At 40.4% G+C, this 17,102-nt stretch carries 13 protein-coding genes and 1 other annotated feature; of the genes, 8 read left to right on the forward strand and 5 right to left on the reverse strand.

From position 1 onward, the window contains the following. Positions 1–41: 41 nt before the first annotated feature. The 3 genes from MHB65_RS12010 to MHB65_RS12020 all read left to right on the forward strand — a co-directional run bounded on the left by MHB65_RS12010 (position 42) and on the right by MHB65_RS12020 (position 2,800). Positions 42–599, forward strand: a complete 558-nt coding sequence (locus tag MHB65_RS12010) for a TetR/AcrR family transcriptional regulator (protein WP_342443643.1) — start codon at positions 42–44, stop codon at positions 597–599. A gap of 28 nt (positions 600–627) precedes the next feature. Then, positions 628–1,863, forward strand: coding sequence for a beta-ketoacyl-ACP synthase II (fabF, locus tag MHB65_RS12015; RefSeq protein ID WP_342443644.1), 1,236 nt, complete (start codon positions 628–630; stop codon positions 1,861–1,863). Between the two features lie 190 nt (positions 1,864–2,053). Continuing rightward, positions 2,054–2,800 (forward strand): amidohydrolase family protein, encoded by a 747-nt coding sequence (locus MHB65_RS12020; protein WP_342443730.1) that lies wholly within the window; start codon positions 2,054–2,056, stop codon positions 2,798–2,800. 62 nt (positions 2,801–2,862) lie between these two features. Here the strand turns inward: MHB65_RS12020 and MHB65_RS12025 are convergent, their stop codons facing one another. Continuing rightward, positions 2,863–3,582 (reverse strand): metallophosphoesterase family protein, encoded by a 720-nt coding sequence (locus MHB65_RS12025; RefSeq protein WP_342443645.1) that lies wholly within the window; start codon positions 3,580–3,582, stop codon positions 2,863–2,865. Positions 3,583–3,728: 146 nt separating this feature from the next. Further along, positions 3,729–5,333 (reverse strand): ATP-binding cassette domain-containing protein, encoded by a 1,605-nt coding sequence (locus MHB65_RS12030; RefSeq protein ID WP_205443472.1) that lies wholly within the window; start codon positions 5,331–5,333, stop codon positions 3,729–3,731. Between the two features lie 596 nt (positions 5,334–5,929). On the opposite strand from MHB65_RS12030, the gene MHB65_RS12035 reads away from it, so the two are divergent. Further along, the gene (locus MHB65_RS12035; protein ID WP_342443646.1) at positions 5,930–7,816 is read left to right on the forward strand and encodes an FAD-dependent oxidoreductase; all 1,887 of its coding nucleotides are present in this window, start codon (positions 5,930–5,932) and stop codon (positions 7,814–7,816) included. Between the two features lie 18 nt (positions 7,817–7,834). Here MHB65_RS12035 and MHB65_RS12040 read toward each other — a convergent pair whose 3' ends face one another. Together MHB65_RS12040 and MHB65_RS12045 are read right to left on the reverse strand one after the other, a co-directional pair. After that, complete coding sequence (locus tag MHB65_RS12040) at positions 7,835–9,022, reverse strand: MFS transporter (RefSeq protein ID WP_342443731.1); 1,188 nt, start codon at positions 9,020–9,022, stop codon at positions 7,835–7,837. Positions 9,023–9,146: 124 nt separating this feature from the next. Then, on the reverse strand, positions 9,147–9,446 hold the full coding sequence (locus MHB65_RS12045; protein WP_342443732.1) for a metalloregulator ArsR/SmtB family transcription factor: 300 nt from the start codon (positions 9,444–9,446) through the stop codon (positions 9,147–9,149). 113 nt (positions 9,447–9,559) lie between these two features. Beyond that, positions 9,560–9,779, forward strand: a binding site (T-box leader). A gap of 44 nt (positions 9,780–9,823) precedes the next feature. Between MHB65_RS12045 and argS the strand changes: the two genes are divergently transcribed. The 4 genes from argS to recQ all read left to right on the forward strand — a co-directional run bounded on the left by argS (position 9,824) and on the right by recQ (position 15,947). Continuing rightward, on the forward strand, positions 9,824–11,497 hold the full coding sequence (gene argS / locus MHB65_RS12050) for an arginine--tRNA ligase (RefSeq protein ID WP_342443647.1): 1,674 nt from the start codon (positions 9,824–9,826) through the stop codon (positions 11,495–11,497). A 130-nt stretch (positions 11,498–11,627) separates the two neighbouring features. Continuing rightward, complete coding sequence (locus MHB65_RS12055) at positions 11,628–12,809, forward strand: MFS transporter (protein WP_342443648.1); 1,182 nt, start codon at positions 11,628–11,630, stop codon at positions 12,807–12,809. Between the two features lie 248 nt (positions 12,810–13,057). Next, the gene (locus MHB65_RS12060; RefSeq protein ID WP_342443649.1) at positions 13,058–14,161 is read left to right on the forward strand and encodes a hypothetical protein; all 1,104 of its coding nucleotides are present in this window, start codon (positions 13,058–13,060) and stop codon (positions 14,159–14,161) included. A 7-nt stretch (positions 14,162–14,168) separates the two neighbouring features. Continuing rightward, positions 14,169–15,947, forward strand: a complete 1,779-nt coding sequence (recQ, locus tag MHB65_RS12065) for a DNA helicase RecQ (protein WP_342443650.1) — start codon at positions 14,169–14,171, stop codon at positions 15,945–15,947. A gap of 224 nt (positions 15,948–16,171) precedes the next feature. Here recQ and MHB65_RS12070 read toward each other — a convergent pair whose 3' ends face one another. Further along, positions 16,172–17,080 carry a LysR family transcriptional regulator gene (locus MHB65_RS12070; protein WP_342443651.1) on the reverse strand — a complete coding sequence of 303 codons (909 nt, stop codon included), beginning with the start codon at positions 17,078–17,080 and terminating at the stop codon, positions 16,172–16,174. Between the last annotated feature and the right edge of the window lie 22 nt (positions 17,081–17,102).

Raw genomic sequence — 17,102 nt, forward strand, 5'->3', positions numbered from 1 at the left:
TTTAAATTGACACTTACCTACTAGTAAGTTAGTATAAAGCCATGACAAATAGAAAAATGCAAATTATAGAATTAACATTGAAGAATATTCAGGAAAAAGGTTTCACATCATTTAGTTATGAGCATTTAGCAAAGGAGCTTGGCGTTACGAAGGCAAGTATTCATTATCATTTTGAAAAGAAGGGAGATTTAGGGATCGCTGTTTGCGAAAGAATTCAACAAGGGTTAGTAGGGGCTTATACACTGATTAAAGAGTCCACTATACCAGCTGAAGAAAAGCCTTTTGCCTTTATTATGCAGCGAGTAAAATTCCTTGAGCAAGATGGTGTTTGCCCTATCTCAGCTTTACAGGCAGACTATCAAGAATTACCGCAACCGATGCAAGAAAAACTTCAGCAGCTTAGCCAAATGGAAATCGATGTCTTTGTAGAGCTACTGAAAGATGCTAAACAACAGGGCGCCCTCCAAGCCACTAATGATTTGGAGGCACTAGCTGTATTCCTTATTTCAAGTACGAAAGGGGCATTACAATACAAACGCGTTTTAGGAGAAGCGTTCTTTCTCAAAATGCTGGCGCAATTACAGGAATTGTTAAAATAAAAAACGAAAACAAAAAGGAGCGATGTACATGGTACGAAGAGTCGTAGTTACTGGATATGGTGTTGTTTCCCCGTTAGGTAATTCAGTATCAGCCTTATGGGAGAATATAAAAGCAGGACAATCAGGGATTCAAAACATTCAAGGGGAGGCATTTAGCGGTATTAATACGCAAATTGCTGGGACGATCACGGATTTCGATGCAACGCAGTATATGGATAAAAAAGAAATCAGTAAGTATGATTTATTTGTACAATATGCTGTTGCCGCTTCCCAACAGGCCCTGACGCAAGCTAATTTAAATATGGAGCAGGTGGATAAGGAGCGTTTAGGCGTATACATTGGCTCAGGCATCGGGGGCATTGAGACGATTTTAGAAAATCATCAGGCTATGCTCGATAATGGGCCAAGAAAGGTGTCACCGTTTATGGTACCGATGATGATTAGCAATATGGCTGCTGGGATTCTAGCGATTAAAACGGGCTTTAAAGGGCCAAGCTTTTCCCCTGTTTCGGCCTGTGCGACAGGAAACCAGGCCATTGGAGAAGCATTCCTAGCGATTCGACATGGCTATGCGGATGGTATTTTAGCAGGTGGAGCGGAGGCACCCATCAATCCACTTAGCTTTGCAGGGTTCTCTCGTATGAAAGCCATGTCCACAAGAAATGATGCGCCAACAAAGGCTAGTCGACCATTCGATAGCGAACGAGATGGCTTTGTCATGTCTGAAGGGTCTGGCATTGTGTTCCTAGAGGAATATGAACATGCTAAACAAAGGGGTGCAACGATACTTGGTGAGATTGTTGGCTATGGTGTCACAACCGATGCTCATCACATTACAGCACCTGATTTTACGGGCGCTGCCAATGCCATGAAGCTCGCATTGAAAATGGGCGAAATCGATGAATCAGCTGTCGATTATATCAACGCACACGGCACAAGCACACCAGAGGGAGATAAATCTGAAACGAAGGCTATTAAAAGCGTTTTTGGTGACCATGCCTATCAATTAAAGGTCAGCTCCACAAAATCAATGACAGGGCATCTCTTTGGTGCGGCTGGTGGAATTGAAGCCATTATTACATTGAAAAGTATAATGGATGGCATCATTCCACCAACGATTAATTATGAAATGCCAGATCCCGAGTGTGATTTAAACTATGTACCAAATGAGGCGCTTCATCAATCCATCCACTTCGCTTTATCCAATGGATTTGGCTTTGGTGGTCATAATGCTGTACTAGCCTTTAAAAAGTATGAGGAATAAAGCAGTAGATTGTTGATAAAAGGATGGTATGAAATTGGATGTTCATACCATTTTTTACGTTTGTTCGATCATACTGCTAAGAGAAGGAGAATCGTAAATCAATAAGTTTTTCTTATGATAAATAAATAGAAATACGTATTTTTACTTATGTATATAGTGTGATAAATTGAAGGAAAAAGGGGGATGAATGATGAGAATTTTTGATGCCCATTTTCATATTATTGACTTTGATTTTCCGATTATTGAAAATCAAGGATATACACCACCAAGCTATGTAGTAGAGGATTATCAAAAGGATACAGTGAATCTCCACATAGCAGGGGGTGCCATTGTATCAGGGTCTTTTCAAGGATTTGACCAAGCCTATTTATTAAAAGCATTGAAACAGCTGGGTCCCGCATTTTGTGGGGTAACGCAATTACCTTATTCAGTTACGGATGATGAAATTGTTCATTTACATAACAATGGGGTAAGGGCATTACGCTTTAATAGTAAACGAGGTGGCTCAGAGGATTTATCGCAGCTAGATACCTTTGCACGAAGGGTTTATGAGTTGGTGGGCTGGCATAGTGAGCTCTATATCAATGCGAAGGAATTACCAGAGATAGCCGCCACCATTGAAGCTTTACCAGCCATCTCCATCGATCATTTAGGGTTGTCGGAAGAAGGGCTGCCACATTTATTAAAGTTGGTAGATAAGGGGGTACGTGTCAAGGCGACTGGCTTTGGTCGTGTGGAGCTAGATGTGAAACATGCGTTACAAGCGATTTATAACGTCAATCCAGATGCGCTCATTTTTGGAACAGATCTGCCGTCCACAAGAGCCAAACGACCTTTTCATGATGGGGATGTGGAATTGATTCAACAGCTATTTGATCAACAGGCTGCTGATAAAATTCTTTATAAGAATGCGCTGCAATGGTATTTCCAGCGTTGAATACCAAAAAAGAATCCATTTTGGCATTAAAATGGATTCTTCATTTTTGAATGGAGACGGTACTAAGCATTTCGATAGTTGGCAAACATAATTTCATTATAATATTGATCTAATTGGGGCATACCCAGCTCTTTTGCGCTCATTAGCTCAGCCTCACGGTCATATGGTACTCTAATAAATTGAATAGCATTGTTTGAATAGGTTCCATCTAGGATCGCATAGGAAGCGGAAGTTAGGTCAAGTGAATTACCGACACTCCCCACATTACAAAGAATTCCTTGTTTATATGTATGTAAAAAAGTTGTATGGATATCGCCATAGAACACAATATCAGGGCGTTTCTTGTAATGGATTGAATTGGTTACTTCATTATTTTCAAACATGGATAAACGCTTTTCAAGTGGATGACTCGGTAAGATACGTTCAAATTCACTTCTTGGAGATGCATGGAAAAATCTTATTAGCTGCCCATTTAACTCAAGGTCAATATGGAAGGGTAGGGATCCGAGGTACTGATAGTCTTTTGCTGTTAATCGATCTTTCAACCATTGGAGATAATCATTATCAGTAGGGGATTGAATAAATACGTCCCAATTGCCTCGAACGACTTGTTCGCAGTTCTGTTGGATAAGCTCTATACATGCAGATCCTTGAGGGCCTTTGCCGATTAGATCACCTAAACAAAAAATTCTTTCAATCTTTCTTAAGCGAATGTCTGTTAACACGGCCTCTAATGCCGTTTTATTCCCATGAATATCTGAAATAATTGCAATTTTCTTCACGAAGCTTCCCCCTCATCAATGCTATACTCTTTTATTCTATAAAAATCCTTTTAATCCTTTAAAAACCAGATAAACGCAAAAAGACATACATATTTAGCAAACAAAAAAACCCTCTACCAACATGGGGTAGAGGATTTTTGTAAAGCTTAGCTTAAGCCTTGGCTATCTTTCCACTCTAAAAATTCATCATATGTTAATTGCTTATCTAAAATCGAGCCGTCTTCACGGATTTCGATGACACGGTTAGCAATTGTTTGGATAAACTGATGGTCATGAGATGTGAAAATCATCGCGCCTTTGAAACGAATTAAGCCCTCGTTCAATGCTTGAATAGATTCAAGGTCAAGGTGGTTCGTTGGTTCATCTAATAAAATAACGTTTGCTGTCGCAAGCATCATTTTGGATAGCATACAACGTACTTTTTCGCCCCCTGATAGAACAGCAGGGGATTTTTTCACTTCTTCACCAGAGAATAACATACGTCCTAGGAAACCACGTAGGAAGCTTTCTGTTTCATCATCTGGAGAATATTGACGTAGCCATTCCACTAATGTTTTCTCAGAACCTTCGAAGTACTTGTCATGATCGTTTTCGAAGTAGCTTTGAGATGTCGTTACACCCCATTTAAATGTGCCAGCATCCGCTTCTTTTTCTTCCATTAAAATATCAAGAAGTGCTGTTTTTGCCATAGGGCTACCAAGTAAAACAATTTTATCTTCTTTGTTCAATGAGAAGCGAATGTCCTTGAATAATGTTTCACCTTCATTACTTGCCGTTAGGCCTTCTACTGTTAGGACATCATTACCGATTTCACGACCGATTTGGAAGTTGATGAATGGATATTTACGGCTTGATGGCTTAATATCATCCAGCTCAATTTTATCCAGCATTTTTTTACGAGATGTTGCTTGCTTCGATTTAGAAGCATTCGCAGAGAAACGTGCGATAAACGCTTGTAATTCTTTAATTTTCTCTTCTTTTTTCGAATTTTGGTCTTGTGCCATTTTTTGCGCTAATTGAGAAGATTCATACCAGAAATCATAGTTCCCTACATATAATTGGATTTTCGAGAAGTCCAAATCCGCAATATGTGTACATACTTTGTTTAAGAAGTGACGGTCATGGGATACAACAATAACTGTATTCTCAAAGTTAATGAGGAACTCTTCCAGCCATTGAATCGCCTTTAAGTCAAGGTGGTTGGTAGGCTCATCGAGTAGTAGCACATCAGGCTGACCAAATAGTGCCTGTGCAAGTAATACTTTGACTTTGTCAGAACCTTCAAGATCACCCATGAGCATGTAATGAAGATCATCTGAGATACCTAAACCGTTTAATAGTGTAGCCGCTTCTGATTCAGCTTCCCAACCGTTTAGCTCTGCAAATTCACCTTCTAGCTCTGCAGCACGCATGCCATCCTCATCTGAGAAGTCTTCCTTTGCATAGATAGCATCTTTTTCTGTTTTCACGTCATAGAGGCGTTTATTCCCCATAATGACTGTGTCGAGTACTGTATGCTCATCGTATTCGAAGTGGTTTTGTTTCAGGACAGATAAACGTTCGTCCTTACCCATCGATACATTCCCTTCCTGTGCTTCAATTTCACCAGAAAGGATTTTTAAAAATGTTGATTTACCAGCACCATTTGCCCCAATTAAACCGTAGCAATTGCCTGGTGTGAATTTTATATTTACGTCTTCAAATAGTTTACGATCGCCATAGCGAAGACCTACATTACTAACTTGAATCATGCAAGTTCCTCCTTTTTTCACAATGGCTCTAGTATAGCATGAAATATGTTCCATAGTCTATAAACATTATTAAATCAAGGTTTGGCGTTCTTTCCACATTTTTTGTTAATCATAAACTGAATAAAGATACAATAAAAAATTAAATTTGGTGTAACTTTCTGCGAGCGTGAGGCGTCTATATTGTAGTGTGATTAACTATTTTTGAAAAAGAATAGAAATTTTACATCATTTACCATGGGGATTTTAGTTGCTTCTTCACAAAGTTATCGTCTAAAATGATTCTGACTGTTTTTTTATGTCAAGTAAATCATCACTGGTGCCCACAAGCCCATCCCCGTTTTGAATGCCAGCTATTCGTTGCTCTTTCATTCATACTAGATTGATGTTGCTAAAGTTAGAATAAAAAACATCACAATCCTCATAAATGATTTCATTCATTTATCTTGATGATAATTTCATAGAGAATACTGTAAGCAAAAGCATTATTCGTTTGCGGTAATGATATGCCTGCATTCAACTAGGACATTCAGCCCTTGAGGCGGGAATGATGATTAAATAAACACATCGATGGAAATTTTAACAATTGGAGGTATATTATGGGTAAGGGCTTATTATGGACAGCCACTTGTGTAATAGTAGTTTTACTTGGGTTTGGTAGCTACTATTTTATTAAAGATATAACAAACTCTATGGCATACAATAAATTAGTGGATGAGTATAAAAAGCCAGAACCAATTGAACATATAGAGGCAGAATATGATGTCATCGTCATCGGTGGTGAACCAGAGGGTGTGGCTGCGGCGGTGGCTGCTGCACGAAATGGTGCGAAAACATTGCTGGTCGAAAAACGACAAGAGTTAGGTGGATTATTTACATATGGTATGCTGAATTTCCTCGACATTCCTCGTGATGGCCATAACAACTCGATTAGTGAGGGGATATTTAAGGAATGGCATGAGCTTGTTAGAGGGAAAGACGCTTTTGGCATTGTAGGTGCTAAGGCTGCCTTTAAAAAGCTGATCGATGAAGAGCCTAACTTAACCTTATCCGTGCAAACCGAGGTCGTGAAAGCGAATGTCAAACAACAACAATTAACGTCTGTGGAATTAAAAAATGAGTACGGTACATATGTTGTGACAGGAAAATCATTCATTGATGCCACACAGGATGCTGATTTTGCTGCCATGTCGGGCGTTCCTTTCTTTGTAGGTGGGGAAGATATTGGCATAAAGGATAAACGCATGGCTGTGACCTTAATGCTGCATTTAAAAAATGTCGATTGGGATGAAGTGAAAAAAGCAGCTAAATCCAATGTATTTGGCGGTGCCAATTTAAATCATACCGTTATGTGGGGCTTTACAAAGCTGCATGATGAATACAAGCCTTTGCAAGAGGGCACAAGGTTACGAGGGTTGAATTTAGCACGTGTAGATGATGAATATTTCATTAATGCCCTACAGATTTTTGGTATTGATGGCTTGAACGAGCCTTCAAAACAAGCGGCCATTGTCGCAGGGAAGAAGGAAACGCTACATATTCTAAAATATTTACAAGCAAACTTCCCTGGGTTTGAAAAGGCTGAAATTGTTAGCTATCCAGAAGAACTCTATGTACGAGAAACGAGACATATTTGGGCAGAGTATCAATTACCAATGGCTGACCTTTGGAAAAATAGTGATCAGTGGGATAGCATTGGGATTGCCTCTTATCCAGTCGATGTGCAAGCACAAACGCCTCATGATTACGGCTATGTGATTGCTGCACCAAAGCAATATGCCATTCCTTTCCGTTCGTTAGTACCAAAGGACATTGATGGCTTACTGGTAGTTGGACGCTCTGCAGGTTATTCATCACTCGCTGCTGGTAGTGCCCGCATTGTTCCTACAGGGATGGTGACAGGGGAAGCGGCTGGGACTGCGGCTGCTCTTGCACAGAAGCAGGATGTAACCTTTAGAGACATGAGCAAGGATAAAAAATTAATCACTACGTTACGAGAGCAATTGACTAAACAAGGTGCCTATGTCGATTCATTTTCTGTAGACTATCCATATCAAGGGGAATGGTATGATGAAGCCATTCAAACGCTCATTAATTATGGCCTTGTAGTGGGTGGCTATGATAATGACTTAAAAGTAGACAGTAAGGCGACAAAAATAAAGTTTGCTAAAATGTTAAAAGAGAGTATGCTCCGTGCTGGTGGAGAAAGTGCATCAGGAATGAAGGATCAGCTCGAAATTGTCATCAATAAAGTTTATAATCAAGGCGATGAAGCTATTGAACGAGATGAGCTAGCTCAGTATTTGGCTGATGTCCTCATCGGTGAATCCAATGCGACTAGCTGGGATACATTAGTTGAAAAAGGAATGGTCACGGAGCAGGTAGCCAAAAAAATCTCTGACAATAAGGAACTAAAATTAAAAGAGATGTATGCCATTATGGCTGATGTGATTCATTATGTAGAAAAGAAACACTCCTCTTCTTGAGGAATGTTTCTTTTTTTTCTATTGTCTATCCTTTTGATCCAATTGATAGCTTATATATGTTAGCACGGAAGCTATGAGTGCTAACATTCCACCAGCCCATGATAGTTTGTCTAGATTCCCCGTGGCAACAACAATCCCTCCAATTGCGGCACCTAATGCAATGCCCACATTAACGGCTACAGGGGTTAACGAGGATGCAAAGTCTTTGGCAGACGGGGAATACCTTTCTGCTAGATCCATGAAGTATAGTTGAACAGTTGCATTCACAGCATAAAGCATGACAGCCATTAACATAATACTCATGAGTCCCAGCCACGTGGAGGATAGCGTGAAATAGAGGGTAAATAAGATAATGGCCTGAAAGATGAATGTATAGCGCAATTTACTAAGACCGTTATGTTGAGCGATCTTGCCAGCTAAAAGATTGCTAAAGATTGAAAAAAAACCATAGATTAACAGAACAATACTTATATATTTCGTATCAATCCCAAGTTTGTTTTCTAAAATTGGCGTAATAAAAGTATAGATTGTGTATGTTCCAGCAATCGTAAAAACAGGAATGAAGAATGCTAGAATGATTTTAGGTTGCTTAAATAAACTTAATTGGTCTGATAGCGAACCTTTTGTTCCTTTACTATTCCGAGGTAGCACAAAGAGGCTGATGACAAAGGCAATCCCTCCTAATAGAGCCGTTAACCAGAATGTCATATGCCAATTACTCCATTGACCCACCATCGTTCCTAGCGGTACACCCATAACGTTGGCAATCGTAAAACCAGCAAATATTAAGGCAATGATAGAGGATCTTTTTTCCTTTGGCATACAATCATTTGCTAAAGACATAGATAATGCTGTTAGCACACCGCTGACAACAGCCGTAACAACTCTAGAAGTCATTAAAATACCATAGGAACTAGCTAAGGCACTTACGATATTTCCAAGTATAAAGATAGCAATGAACAGTAACATGAGTGGATATTTTGCAAATCTACTAACAAAAACAGTTAAGATAGGTGTACCAATGGCATAGGCAATCGCAAATCCAGAAACCAAGGAACCAGCAGTGGCAATGGTAATGCCTAAATCTGTCGAAACCTCTGTTAATAATCCTACAATGACAAATTCACTTGTTCCCATGACAAAAGTTAATAATGTTAAGGTAAAGGCTAAAATTTTATGTTTATGACTAAGTGTATTTTCTTTCATCAAATAATGACTCTCCTTTTATATTTATATATCGAGAATAATCGATATATTATGCGAAACCTAATCAATACAGCGTATCTATTTATCGTGAATAATCGATATAATAACTAAAACAGAGACCCAATTAATCATTTTGGGTCTCTGAGACAAGAAACGAAGCAATTTGATGAATCGTTTCTTCTTTTAATTTATAATATGTCCATTGACCATGACGAAAAGATTCGAGAAGTCCAGCTTTTTGCATCATATTTAAGTAGTGAGAAACGGTTGATTGAGAAGTTTTAGCTTTCTCTTGAATATCACCAACACACACGCCTCCTTCGATACTCACTTTTGGGAAATGTTTCTCAGGTTCCTTCAGCCACTGTAAGATGTTTAGCCTCGTCTCGTTTGATAGCGCTTTGAAAATTTCAATTGGTTCCATATGACGATAATATATCGAATTATCTCGATATGTCAATTGCTAAGTACCGTCATTTTACAGTAAAAATGGTTGACGCCAATAAGGAAGTCAGGTAATATATGTAAAAATCATAGAAAAAATCGATGAAAAAGAGAGTAATTGATGGGATGACTGGCAAGCGAGTTAGGGATGGTGTGAGCCTAATGCAGGGACCATGAATGAAGCGCACTTTGGAGAAGATTCTCGAACAAGTAGTAGAGAATAGCGGGGCGTCACCTCGTTAACAATGGAAAGTGGTCATGTCACATGGCAACTAGAGTGGTACCACGGGATTATCATGCTCTCGTCTCTAATTTTAGAGGCGAGGGCTTTTTTATTTGGACAGGAGGAGAATCAAGATGAATAAACAAATCGCGGACAGTATAGCAGTCGCATTAAATCAACAAATAACAGGAGAGGAAATATTGTCATTATTAGAAAAACCAAAAAGCTTGGAGCTAGGGGACGTGGCCTTTCCATGCTTTACTCTAGCAAAAGTGTGGAAAAAGTCTCCACAAAGTATCGCAGCAGATATAGCAAGTCAATTAAACCATGACAGTATCCAGCGTGTGCAAGCCGTTGGAGGCTATGTCAATATTTTTCTAGCTCAAGAAAAGGTGACGCAACAGGTGTTAAGCAAGATTCTGCGCGACAAGCAACAATATGGCACTATGCCAACAAAGATGGGAGCTGTCGTTTTGGATTTTTCATCTCCAAATATAGCGAAGCCATTCTCGATGGGACATTTACGTTCAACGGTCATCGGCAATGCCTTAGCAAATATTGCAGAGAAAAATGGCTATCAAGCCATTCGTATCAATCATTTAGGGGACTGGGGTACACAGTTTGGTAAGCTGATTGTTGCTTATCAACTATGGGGAAACAAACAGGCCATTTCAGCGTCACCGATTGAGGAGCTATTAAAGATTTATGTGAAATTTCATGAAGAGGCAGAGCAAGATCCAACACTGAATGAGCAGGCTCGTGCCGCCTTTAAAGCATTGGAGGACGGTGATGCAGAGGCACTGGCATTGTGGCAATGGTTCCGAGATGTGTCATTAGTAGAGTTTCAAACAATATATGAGCTGTTAGGAATTGATTTTGATGCCTTTACAGGTGAAGCCTTTTACAATGACAAAATGACACCGGTTGTGACAGAGCTAACAGACAAAGGGCTCCTCGTGGAATCAGACGGAGCGTATGTTGTGGAGATGGGGGAGATGCCTCCATGTTTAATAACGAAAACGGATGGGGCCACACTTTATGCAACGCGTGATTTAGCAGCCGCCCTGTATCGCCAACAGCACTACCAGCCCAAAAAGATGTTCTATGTCGTTGGTAATGAGCAGTCCCTCCATTTTAAACAGCTTTTTCAGGTCATCGAAAAAATGGGCTATCCTTGGGCAACGAATCTACAGCATGTCCCATTTGGCATGATGCTGAAGGATGGTAAAAAAATGTCGACTCGTAAAGGCAAAGTGGTGTTATTAGCAGATGTGCTAGCAGAGGCCATTGTGACGGCGAAGCGTAATATTGAGGAGAAAAATCCTCATCTTCCAAATAAAGAGCGAGTAGCACAGCAAGTGGGCGTTGGAGCAGTAATTTTTAATGATTTAAAATACCACCGCCTAAACGATATTGAATTTTCAATCGAACAAATGATGAATTTTGAAGGGGAAACAGGACCATATGTGCAGTATACGTATGCGCGTATTTGCTCCATTTTAGACAAAGCAAATGCACCATCTCAAGACATGATGTTCACACCATTAGGTGAGCAGGCTTGGCCGATTATCTTATTACTGGAGCAGTTTCCAAAAGCGGTAGCTATGGCTTTTGAGCAGGCTGATCCGTCCCAAATAGCGAAATATGCCTTACTACTGGCACGTTTATTGAATAAATATTATGCACAGCACAAAATATTAGCAGATGATGAACAACAAGCATCACGTCTCGCACTTTGTCATAGTGTGGCCATTGTCTTAAAAGAGTCTTTAGCCTTATTGGGTATTGAATCCCCTAAAAATATGTAATGAACATTAGCCATTTAAAAGCAAACGGTCCAATCATTGACCATCCATCGAAAACATGGTAAAAGGATAGAGGAATCGATGCAAGTTTTTCATAAATGAATGTTGCGTAATAGTAGAGAGGATCGAATAAATGGCTAAAAAACAATGGACCGTTTCACTCACCCTAGTGGTCATTAGTATATTTTTTGTAGCACTCAACATGAGACCAGCCGTAACGGGAATAGGACCGCTTTTTAATGTGCTGATGACATCGTTACATGTCTCGACTACAAGCATCAGCTTTCTTACATCCATCCCCGTTTTTTGTATGGGCTTGTTTGCACCTTTGGCTGTCCCGCTACAGCGAAAAATGGGCACGAAATCAGCTATCACCCTTTTAGTGACCCTCCTTGTTGTCGCCAATGGGCTACGCTTTTTCCAAGCAAGCTATTTCTTGCTCATCGTGACAAGCTTCGCAGCAGGCTTAGCGATTGCGATGATTGGTCCTATTTTAAATGCTTATATTAAGAAAAAGTTTCCCGAACGCTTCACGACAGTTGTCGGTATTTATTCATTCGGTATTGGCGTAGGGGCTACTTTAAGCGCAGCCTTAACCGTGACTTTTTATCAGGGGTTCGGTAATAGCTGGACAGTCGCCCTCGGCATGTGGTCAATACTCGCCGTAGTCGCGCTCGTTATCTGGCTATGGGCGATTCCATCCGGGCACAACGAGCAGCTGCAACAAGTAACTGCGACAGAACATGCCCGTAATCCGTGGACATCTAGACGTGCTTGGGTGATCCTCTTGTACTTTGGTTTACAAACGTCGCTCTTTTTCTCGATCATGTCATGGCTCACACCGCTACTACAGGATAAAGGCCTGTCATTAGAGGCAGCAAGTGCCATGTTGACCATAATGTCCGTTGTGCAAATGATAGGGAATATGACGGTGCCACTTCTCATGGAAAAATGGCCTAGTCGAATGGCCTGGCTACTAGTGCTAAGCTTTGTTGGCGTGATTGGATTTATGCTACTGTGGCTCACATCGGGTATTTACCTATGGCTGGCTATATTATTAATTGGCATTATGTTAAGTGGGCTATTTCCAATCGGTCTATTGTTGCCTCTTGATGAAGCCAAAAATGATCAGGAGGCCACGAGCTGGTCATCCATGGTGCTAGCAGGTGGCTTTATGGTAAGTGCGATTATCCCCATCCTAATAGGCGTTTGCAATGATTTAACAGGTAATCATACATGGACGTATCTGATCTTTCTCTTATTAATGCTTGGCATTTTGGCAACGACTGGACTGCTAAGAAAAAAAACATCGTAAGAGACATGTGTGACGTTGCACATGTCTTTTTTGGTGAAAATTATTTTGAGGGTATGATATCCTTCCATCCTCACAGCAAATTGCGTCTTCCATCAATATTAATAGGTAGAAAGAAATGAATTGAGCAAAGTAGCTGCATTTTTCTAATATTGATTATTTCATAATAGTATTATGTAAACTTGAAACATCCTCACGCCTTGATTATGATAGAGAAGAGAGAATGTTGAATAGAAAGTTTTGGTGAAGGTATGTATAAAAAGATGCTCGTTTTAGGAGCGACAGCTTTACTTGTAGCAGGCTGTGACAGTCAAATAGGTACAGGTTGGTTTCAAAATAAAAAGGCAGATGTGCAAACAGAGGGAGCGGTGACGAAGCAACAGGAAAAAATTGTGCCAGAGGTCAAAGTGATTGGAGAGCATGGTGTTGGTGCAGGTATTATTATCAAGCAACAGGATGATCAACTGTATGTTTTAACGAATGGCGCACTGGTGGCATCCAAACCTACTGCCCTTGTTCAATTTGGTGAGGACAAGCTGGTAGCAGCAACTATTCATGTCATGTCAACAGCCTATAATATGGCCATGTTACGAGTATCCTATCAAGCGGATGTGCAAGTGCCTAATCTCTATGAAGGTGAGCTCAATCAGCTAGCTGTTTATGTGAATGGTTTACCTTATACGATTCAAAAATACCAAGATAAGGTAGCGGCCTATTTTATAAAAGCAGAACAATCCATACCTCTAGGAAGCCCTGTCATGGAGGCTGAAAATGGAGCCATTGTCGGTCTTTATGTTAATCGACAACAGCAGGGAGAGTCCCAGCCATACATATTGCCTATAAAGGAATTTCAATCATCCATTGATGAATGGATTGACGAGGGCATGACAGCCAGTGTACGACTATCCCAATCGAAAAATTTATATCCCTATATCGAACAAGGTGATAAAGAAGCTGTACAGCAAGCAATCGAACAATATGGAGAAAATGTATTTGCCTATAATACCGATGAAATTAAGCTATTTTTAGATACGTTTCACAAGCATTTAAAGGGGGCAGTGACAATTCAGGATGCAAGTGTCATGAAACCCATTGTCGGGACAGAGGCGATACAGGAAACCTTGGCTAGTATGGTTGCCTACTATGCTTCCAAACAAGCCAAAATTCATTTCGCTGACACGGACATTCAGGATATTCGCGTAGAAGGACAGCGTCTCATCGTGCAAGCCAAAACGGAATATATGCTGACGAATGCTGCTGGACAGGAGGCACTTGCCTACTCCAACATGCTGTATGAGCTAGAAAAAAATGAACAGGGCGAGTACAAGCTACTTGGTCTCACAAATGAGGAGTGAATTTTGCATGGAGCAAGCAAGACAAATGCTACAGCATCATTTTGGCTATGAAACCTTTCGCCAAGGTCAAGAACAAATTATTGAACAAACATTACAAGGGCAATCAAGCCTTTGTGTCATGCCAACAGGTGGAGGGAAGTCCATTTGCTATCAAATTCCAGCGTTGATGCTTGAGGGGTTAACCATCGTCATTTCACCTCTGATTTCACTGATGCAAGATCAGGTAGAGGCTTTACGAACGGCTAACATTCCAGCAGCCTATATCAATAGTACGCTAACGGCACAGGAAGTGGATGAAACGATGCAACTTGCGAGTGCGGGTTATTTAAAGCTCCTCTATATTGCACCAGAGCGACTAGAAAGTACTACGTTTCTTCAAGCATTGTCGTATTTATCTGTGCCATTACTAGCGATTGATGAGGCTCATTGTATATCGCAATGGGGACATGATTTTAGACCAAGCTATCGTTCCATCCACAAGCTTTTTAAGCTATGGCCACAAAAGCCCACAGTTTTAGCACTGACAGCCACTGCGACGCCAGCAGTTTGTGATGATATTCGTCAATTGTTAGCGATTGATGAGCGAGCAACGGTCATGACAGGCTTTTCGCGTGAGAATTTGGCGCTTTCCGTGTTAATTGGCGAAAATAAAGAACGCTATATAAAAAATTATGTACAAAAAAATCAACAGGAAGTCGGCATCATTTACGCTGCCACTCGAAAAGCAGTAGATGCGATTTATGATATGCTGAGTCGCTCTGGAGAAGCCGTTGCAAAATATCATGCGGGTCTATCAGAGGACTTGCGAATGGCTGAGCAGGAGCGATTTTTAAAAGATGAGGCACGTATCATGGTGGCAACGAATGCTTTTGGTATGGGTATTGATAAAAGTAATGTGCGCTTTGTGTTGCATTATCAGATGCCTCGTAATATGGAGAGCTATTACCAAGAAGCGGGCCGTGCTGGGCGAGATGGTCTGCCAAGTGCGTGTATTTTATTGTATGCTTCAGGCGACGTCCAAACACAGCGTTTTCTTATTGAACAAACACAGGATGAAGCGCGTATTACCCAGGAGCTAGCCAAACTTCAAACAATGGTGGATTACTGCCATACAGAGGGCTGCCTCCAAAATGCGATTTTATCGTATTTTGGGGAAGAGGAGGAGGAGCCTTGTGGACGTTGTAATAACTGCAATGATGGACGAGCAGTAACAGATGTGACGGAGGATGCGCAAAAGGTGCTAGCCTGTGTTGTACGCATGGGCCAAAAATTCGGTAAGACCATGGTGGCACAGGTGTTAATTGGCTCTAAAAATCAAAAGATAGCTGAATTTGGCTTTGCCCGATTATCGACCTATGGCATCTTAAAGGGAAAATATGCCTCAAAGGATGTATCCAACTTTATTGAATTTTTAATTGCTGAGGGCTTACTGGCCGTGAAGCACGGTACATTCCCCACAATTTATGTATCAGCTGAAGGCAAGGAGGTACTGCTTGGCAATCGACACGTCATGCGCAAGGAAGCTGTCACGGTGAAGAAGCTGGTGGATAATGATCCATTATTTGAACATTTACGTGTGCTACGGAAAGAAATTGCCGACGAGGAGAAGGTACCGCCATTTGTTGTATTTTCGGATAAAACGTTACGTGAAATTTGTGATAAAAAACCATCCGAGCTTGATGGGCTACGACATATTAGTGGGATTGGTGAAGTAAAATTCGAAAAATACGGCATTCGTTTCTTTAATGCGCTCCAATCGTTTCAGAAAACAACATCGAATAGTTAAGTTCCATTGAAGTGCTTAATTCATAAGAATTAGGCACTTCATGTTGTGTCACCAGCAGAATAAGATCTTCTAACATGGTGAGAAGTTGATTTCCGTTCCGCCAATGTCCTTTCCAGGGGGCGTCAATGAGCTGCTTCACTCATTCTAATCAACCATGCTACAAAAGTGCTTAATTCAAAAGAATTAGGCACTTTTTTTATTGGGCAAGCATCTTAAAGACGCTCTTATTCTGATTTGGCGATATTCGCTTTCAGGTATTTTAAAAACTCTCTTGCTGCCAAAGAGAAATGCTTTTTCTTAGACCGTACCCATCCAAAGGAACGTTTATTGGATTCAAAATTTATTAAGGGTATGGGGACAATCTCTCCATTCGTAACATAATGATCATCCTGTAAAGCTATATCCATCAAAAAGGTGATGGCTAAGCCCTCAGCAACGGCTTTTTTAATGACTTCGGTATTATTAGTGGTAAATAAAATATTAAGAGGGCCATACTTATGCATAAATTTTGTAATAGAATCCTTCCATATTACCCCATCATACATGACGATTGTTTCATGGATTAGCTCCTCAGGTGTGATATAGTCACTAAATGCAAGTGGAGAATGCTTGCTGACACATACCATGATTTTGCCCTCTAGTAAGGCTTCGAAAACCAATTCTTCATGTGCATTCCAATCAATATCATCAAGCATCGCTAAGCCAATATCGATCTTCCCTTGAATCACTTCTTCAATAATCGTTGGTGACTTTTTTTCGGTCATATGGATACGAAAGGAAGGGTAATCTTTTTTAAAGCTGGTTAACGCTTTAAGTAAAATGGGCAGAAAGAAGCTAGGGCTAGCCGTTATATTCAATTCCCCGTTTATGAGGGAGGTTTGCTCCTGTGCTTCTTCCTGTATTTCTTCCAACTTCATCACAATTTCATAGGCTTTTTTTATGATATTTTTCCCTTCGGCTGTTGGTATGGCGCCTAGCCGTGAACGTGTAAACAAGGAAATACGTAATTCTTGCTCTAAGTTCGTAATGGATTTACTGATCGTTGATTGTGAAACATGAAGATTCTGTGCTGCGATGGAAATCGATCGTGTTTTAGCTACCTCAACAATATATTTTAATTGCTCTATATGCACAATCATCCCTCTTTTTATATGA

It is taken from the genome of Lysinibacillus sp. FSL K6-0075 (genome assembly GCF_038592945.1).
Classification (GTDB): domain Bacteria; phylum Bacillota; class Bacilli; order Bacillales_A; family Planococcaceae; genus Lysinibacillus; species Lysinibacillus fusiformis_F.

Excerpts from the sequence above, each read along its gene's own strand:
- MHB65_RS12010 (WP_342443643.1), top strand. The coding sequence starts at position 42 with ATGACAAATAGAAAAATGCAAATTATAGAATTAACATTGAAGAATATT.
- fabF (WP_342443644.1), top strand. The coding sequence starts at position 628 with ATGGTACGAAGAGTCGTAGTTACTGGATATGGTGTTGTTTCCCCGTTA.
- MHB65_RS12020 (WP_342443730.1), top strand. The coding sequence starts at position 2,054 with ATGAGAATTTTTGATGCCCATTTTCATATTATTGACTTTGATTTTCCG.
- MHB65_RS12030 (WP_205443472.1), bottom strand. The coding sequence starts at position 5,333 with ATGATTCAAGTTAGTAATGTAGGTCTTCGCTATGGCGATCGTAAACTA.
- MHB65_RS12035 (WP_342443646.1), top strand. The coding sequence starts at position 5,930 with ATGGGTAAGGGCTTATTATGGACAGCCACTTGTGTAATAGTAGTTTTA.
- MHB65_RS12040 (WP_342443731.1), bottom strand. The coding sequence starts at position 9,022 with ATGAAAGAAAATACACTTAGTCATAAACATAAAATTTTAGCCTTTACC.
- MHB65_RS12045 (WP_342443732.1), bottom strand. The coding sequence starts at position 9,446 with ATGGAACCAATTGAAATTTTCAAAGCGCTATCAAACGAGACGAGGCTA.
- argS (WP_342443647.1), top strand. The coding sequence starts at position 9,824 with ATGAATAAACAAATCGCGGACAGTATAGCAGTCGCATTAAATCAACAA.
- MHB65_RS12055 (WP_342443648.1), top strand. The coding sequence starts at position 11,628 with ATGGCTAAAAAACAATGGACCGTTTCACTCACCCTAGTGGTCATTAGT.
- MHB65_RS12060 (WP_342443649.1), top strand. The coding sequence starts at position 13,058 with ATGTATAAAAAGATGCTCGTTTTAGGAGCGACAGCTTTACTTGTAGCA.
- recQ (WP_342443650.1), top strand. The coding sequence starts at position 14,169 with ATGGAGCAAGCAAGACAAATGCTACAGCATCATTTTGGCTATGAAACC.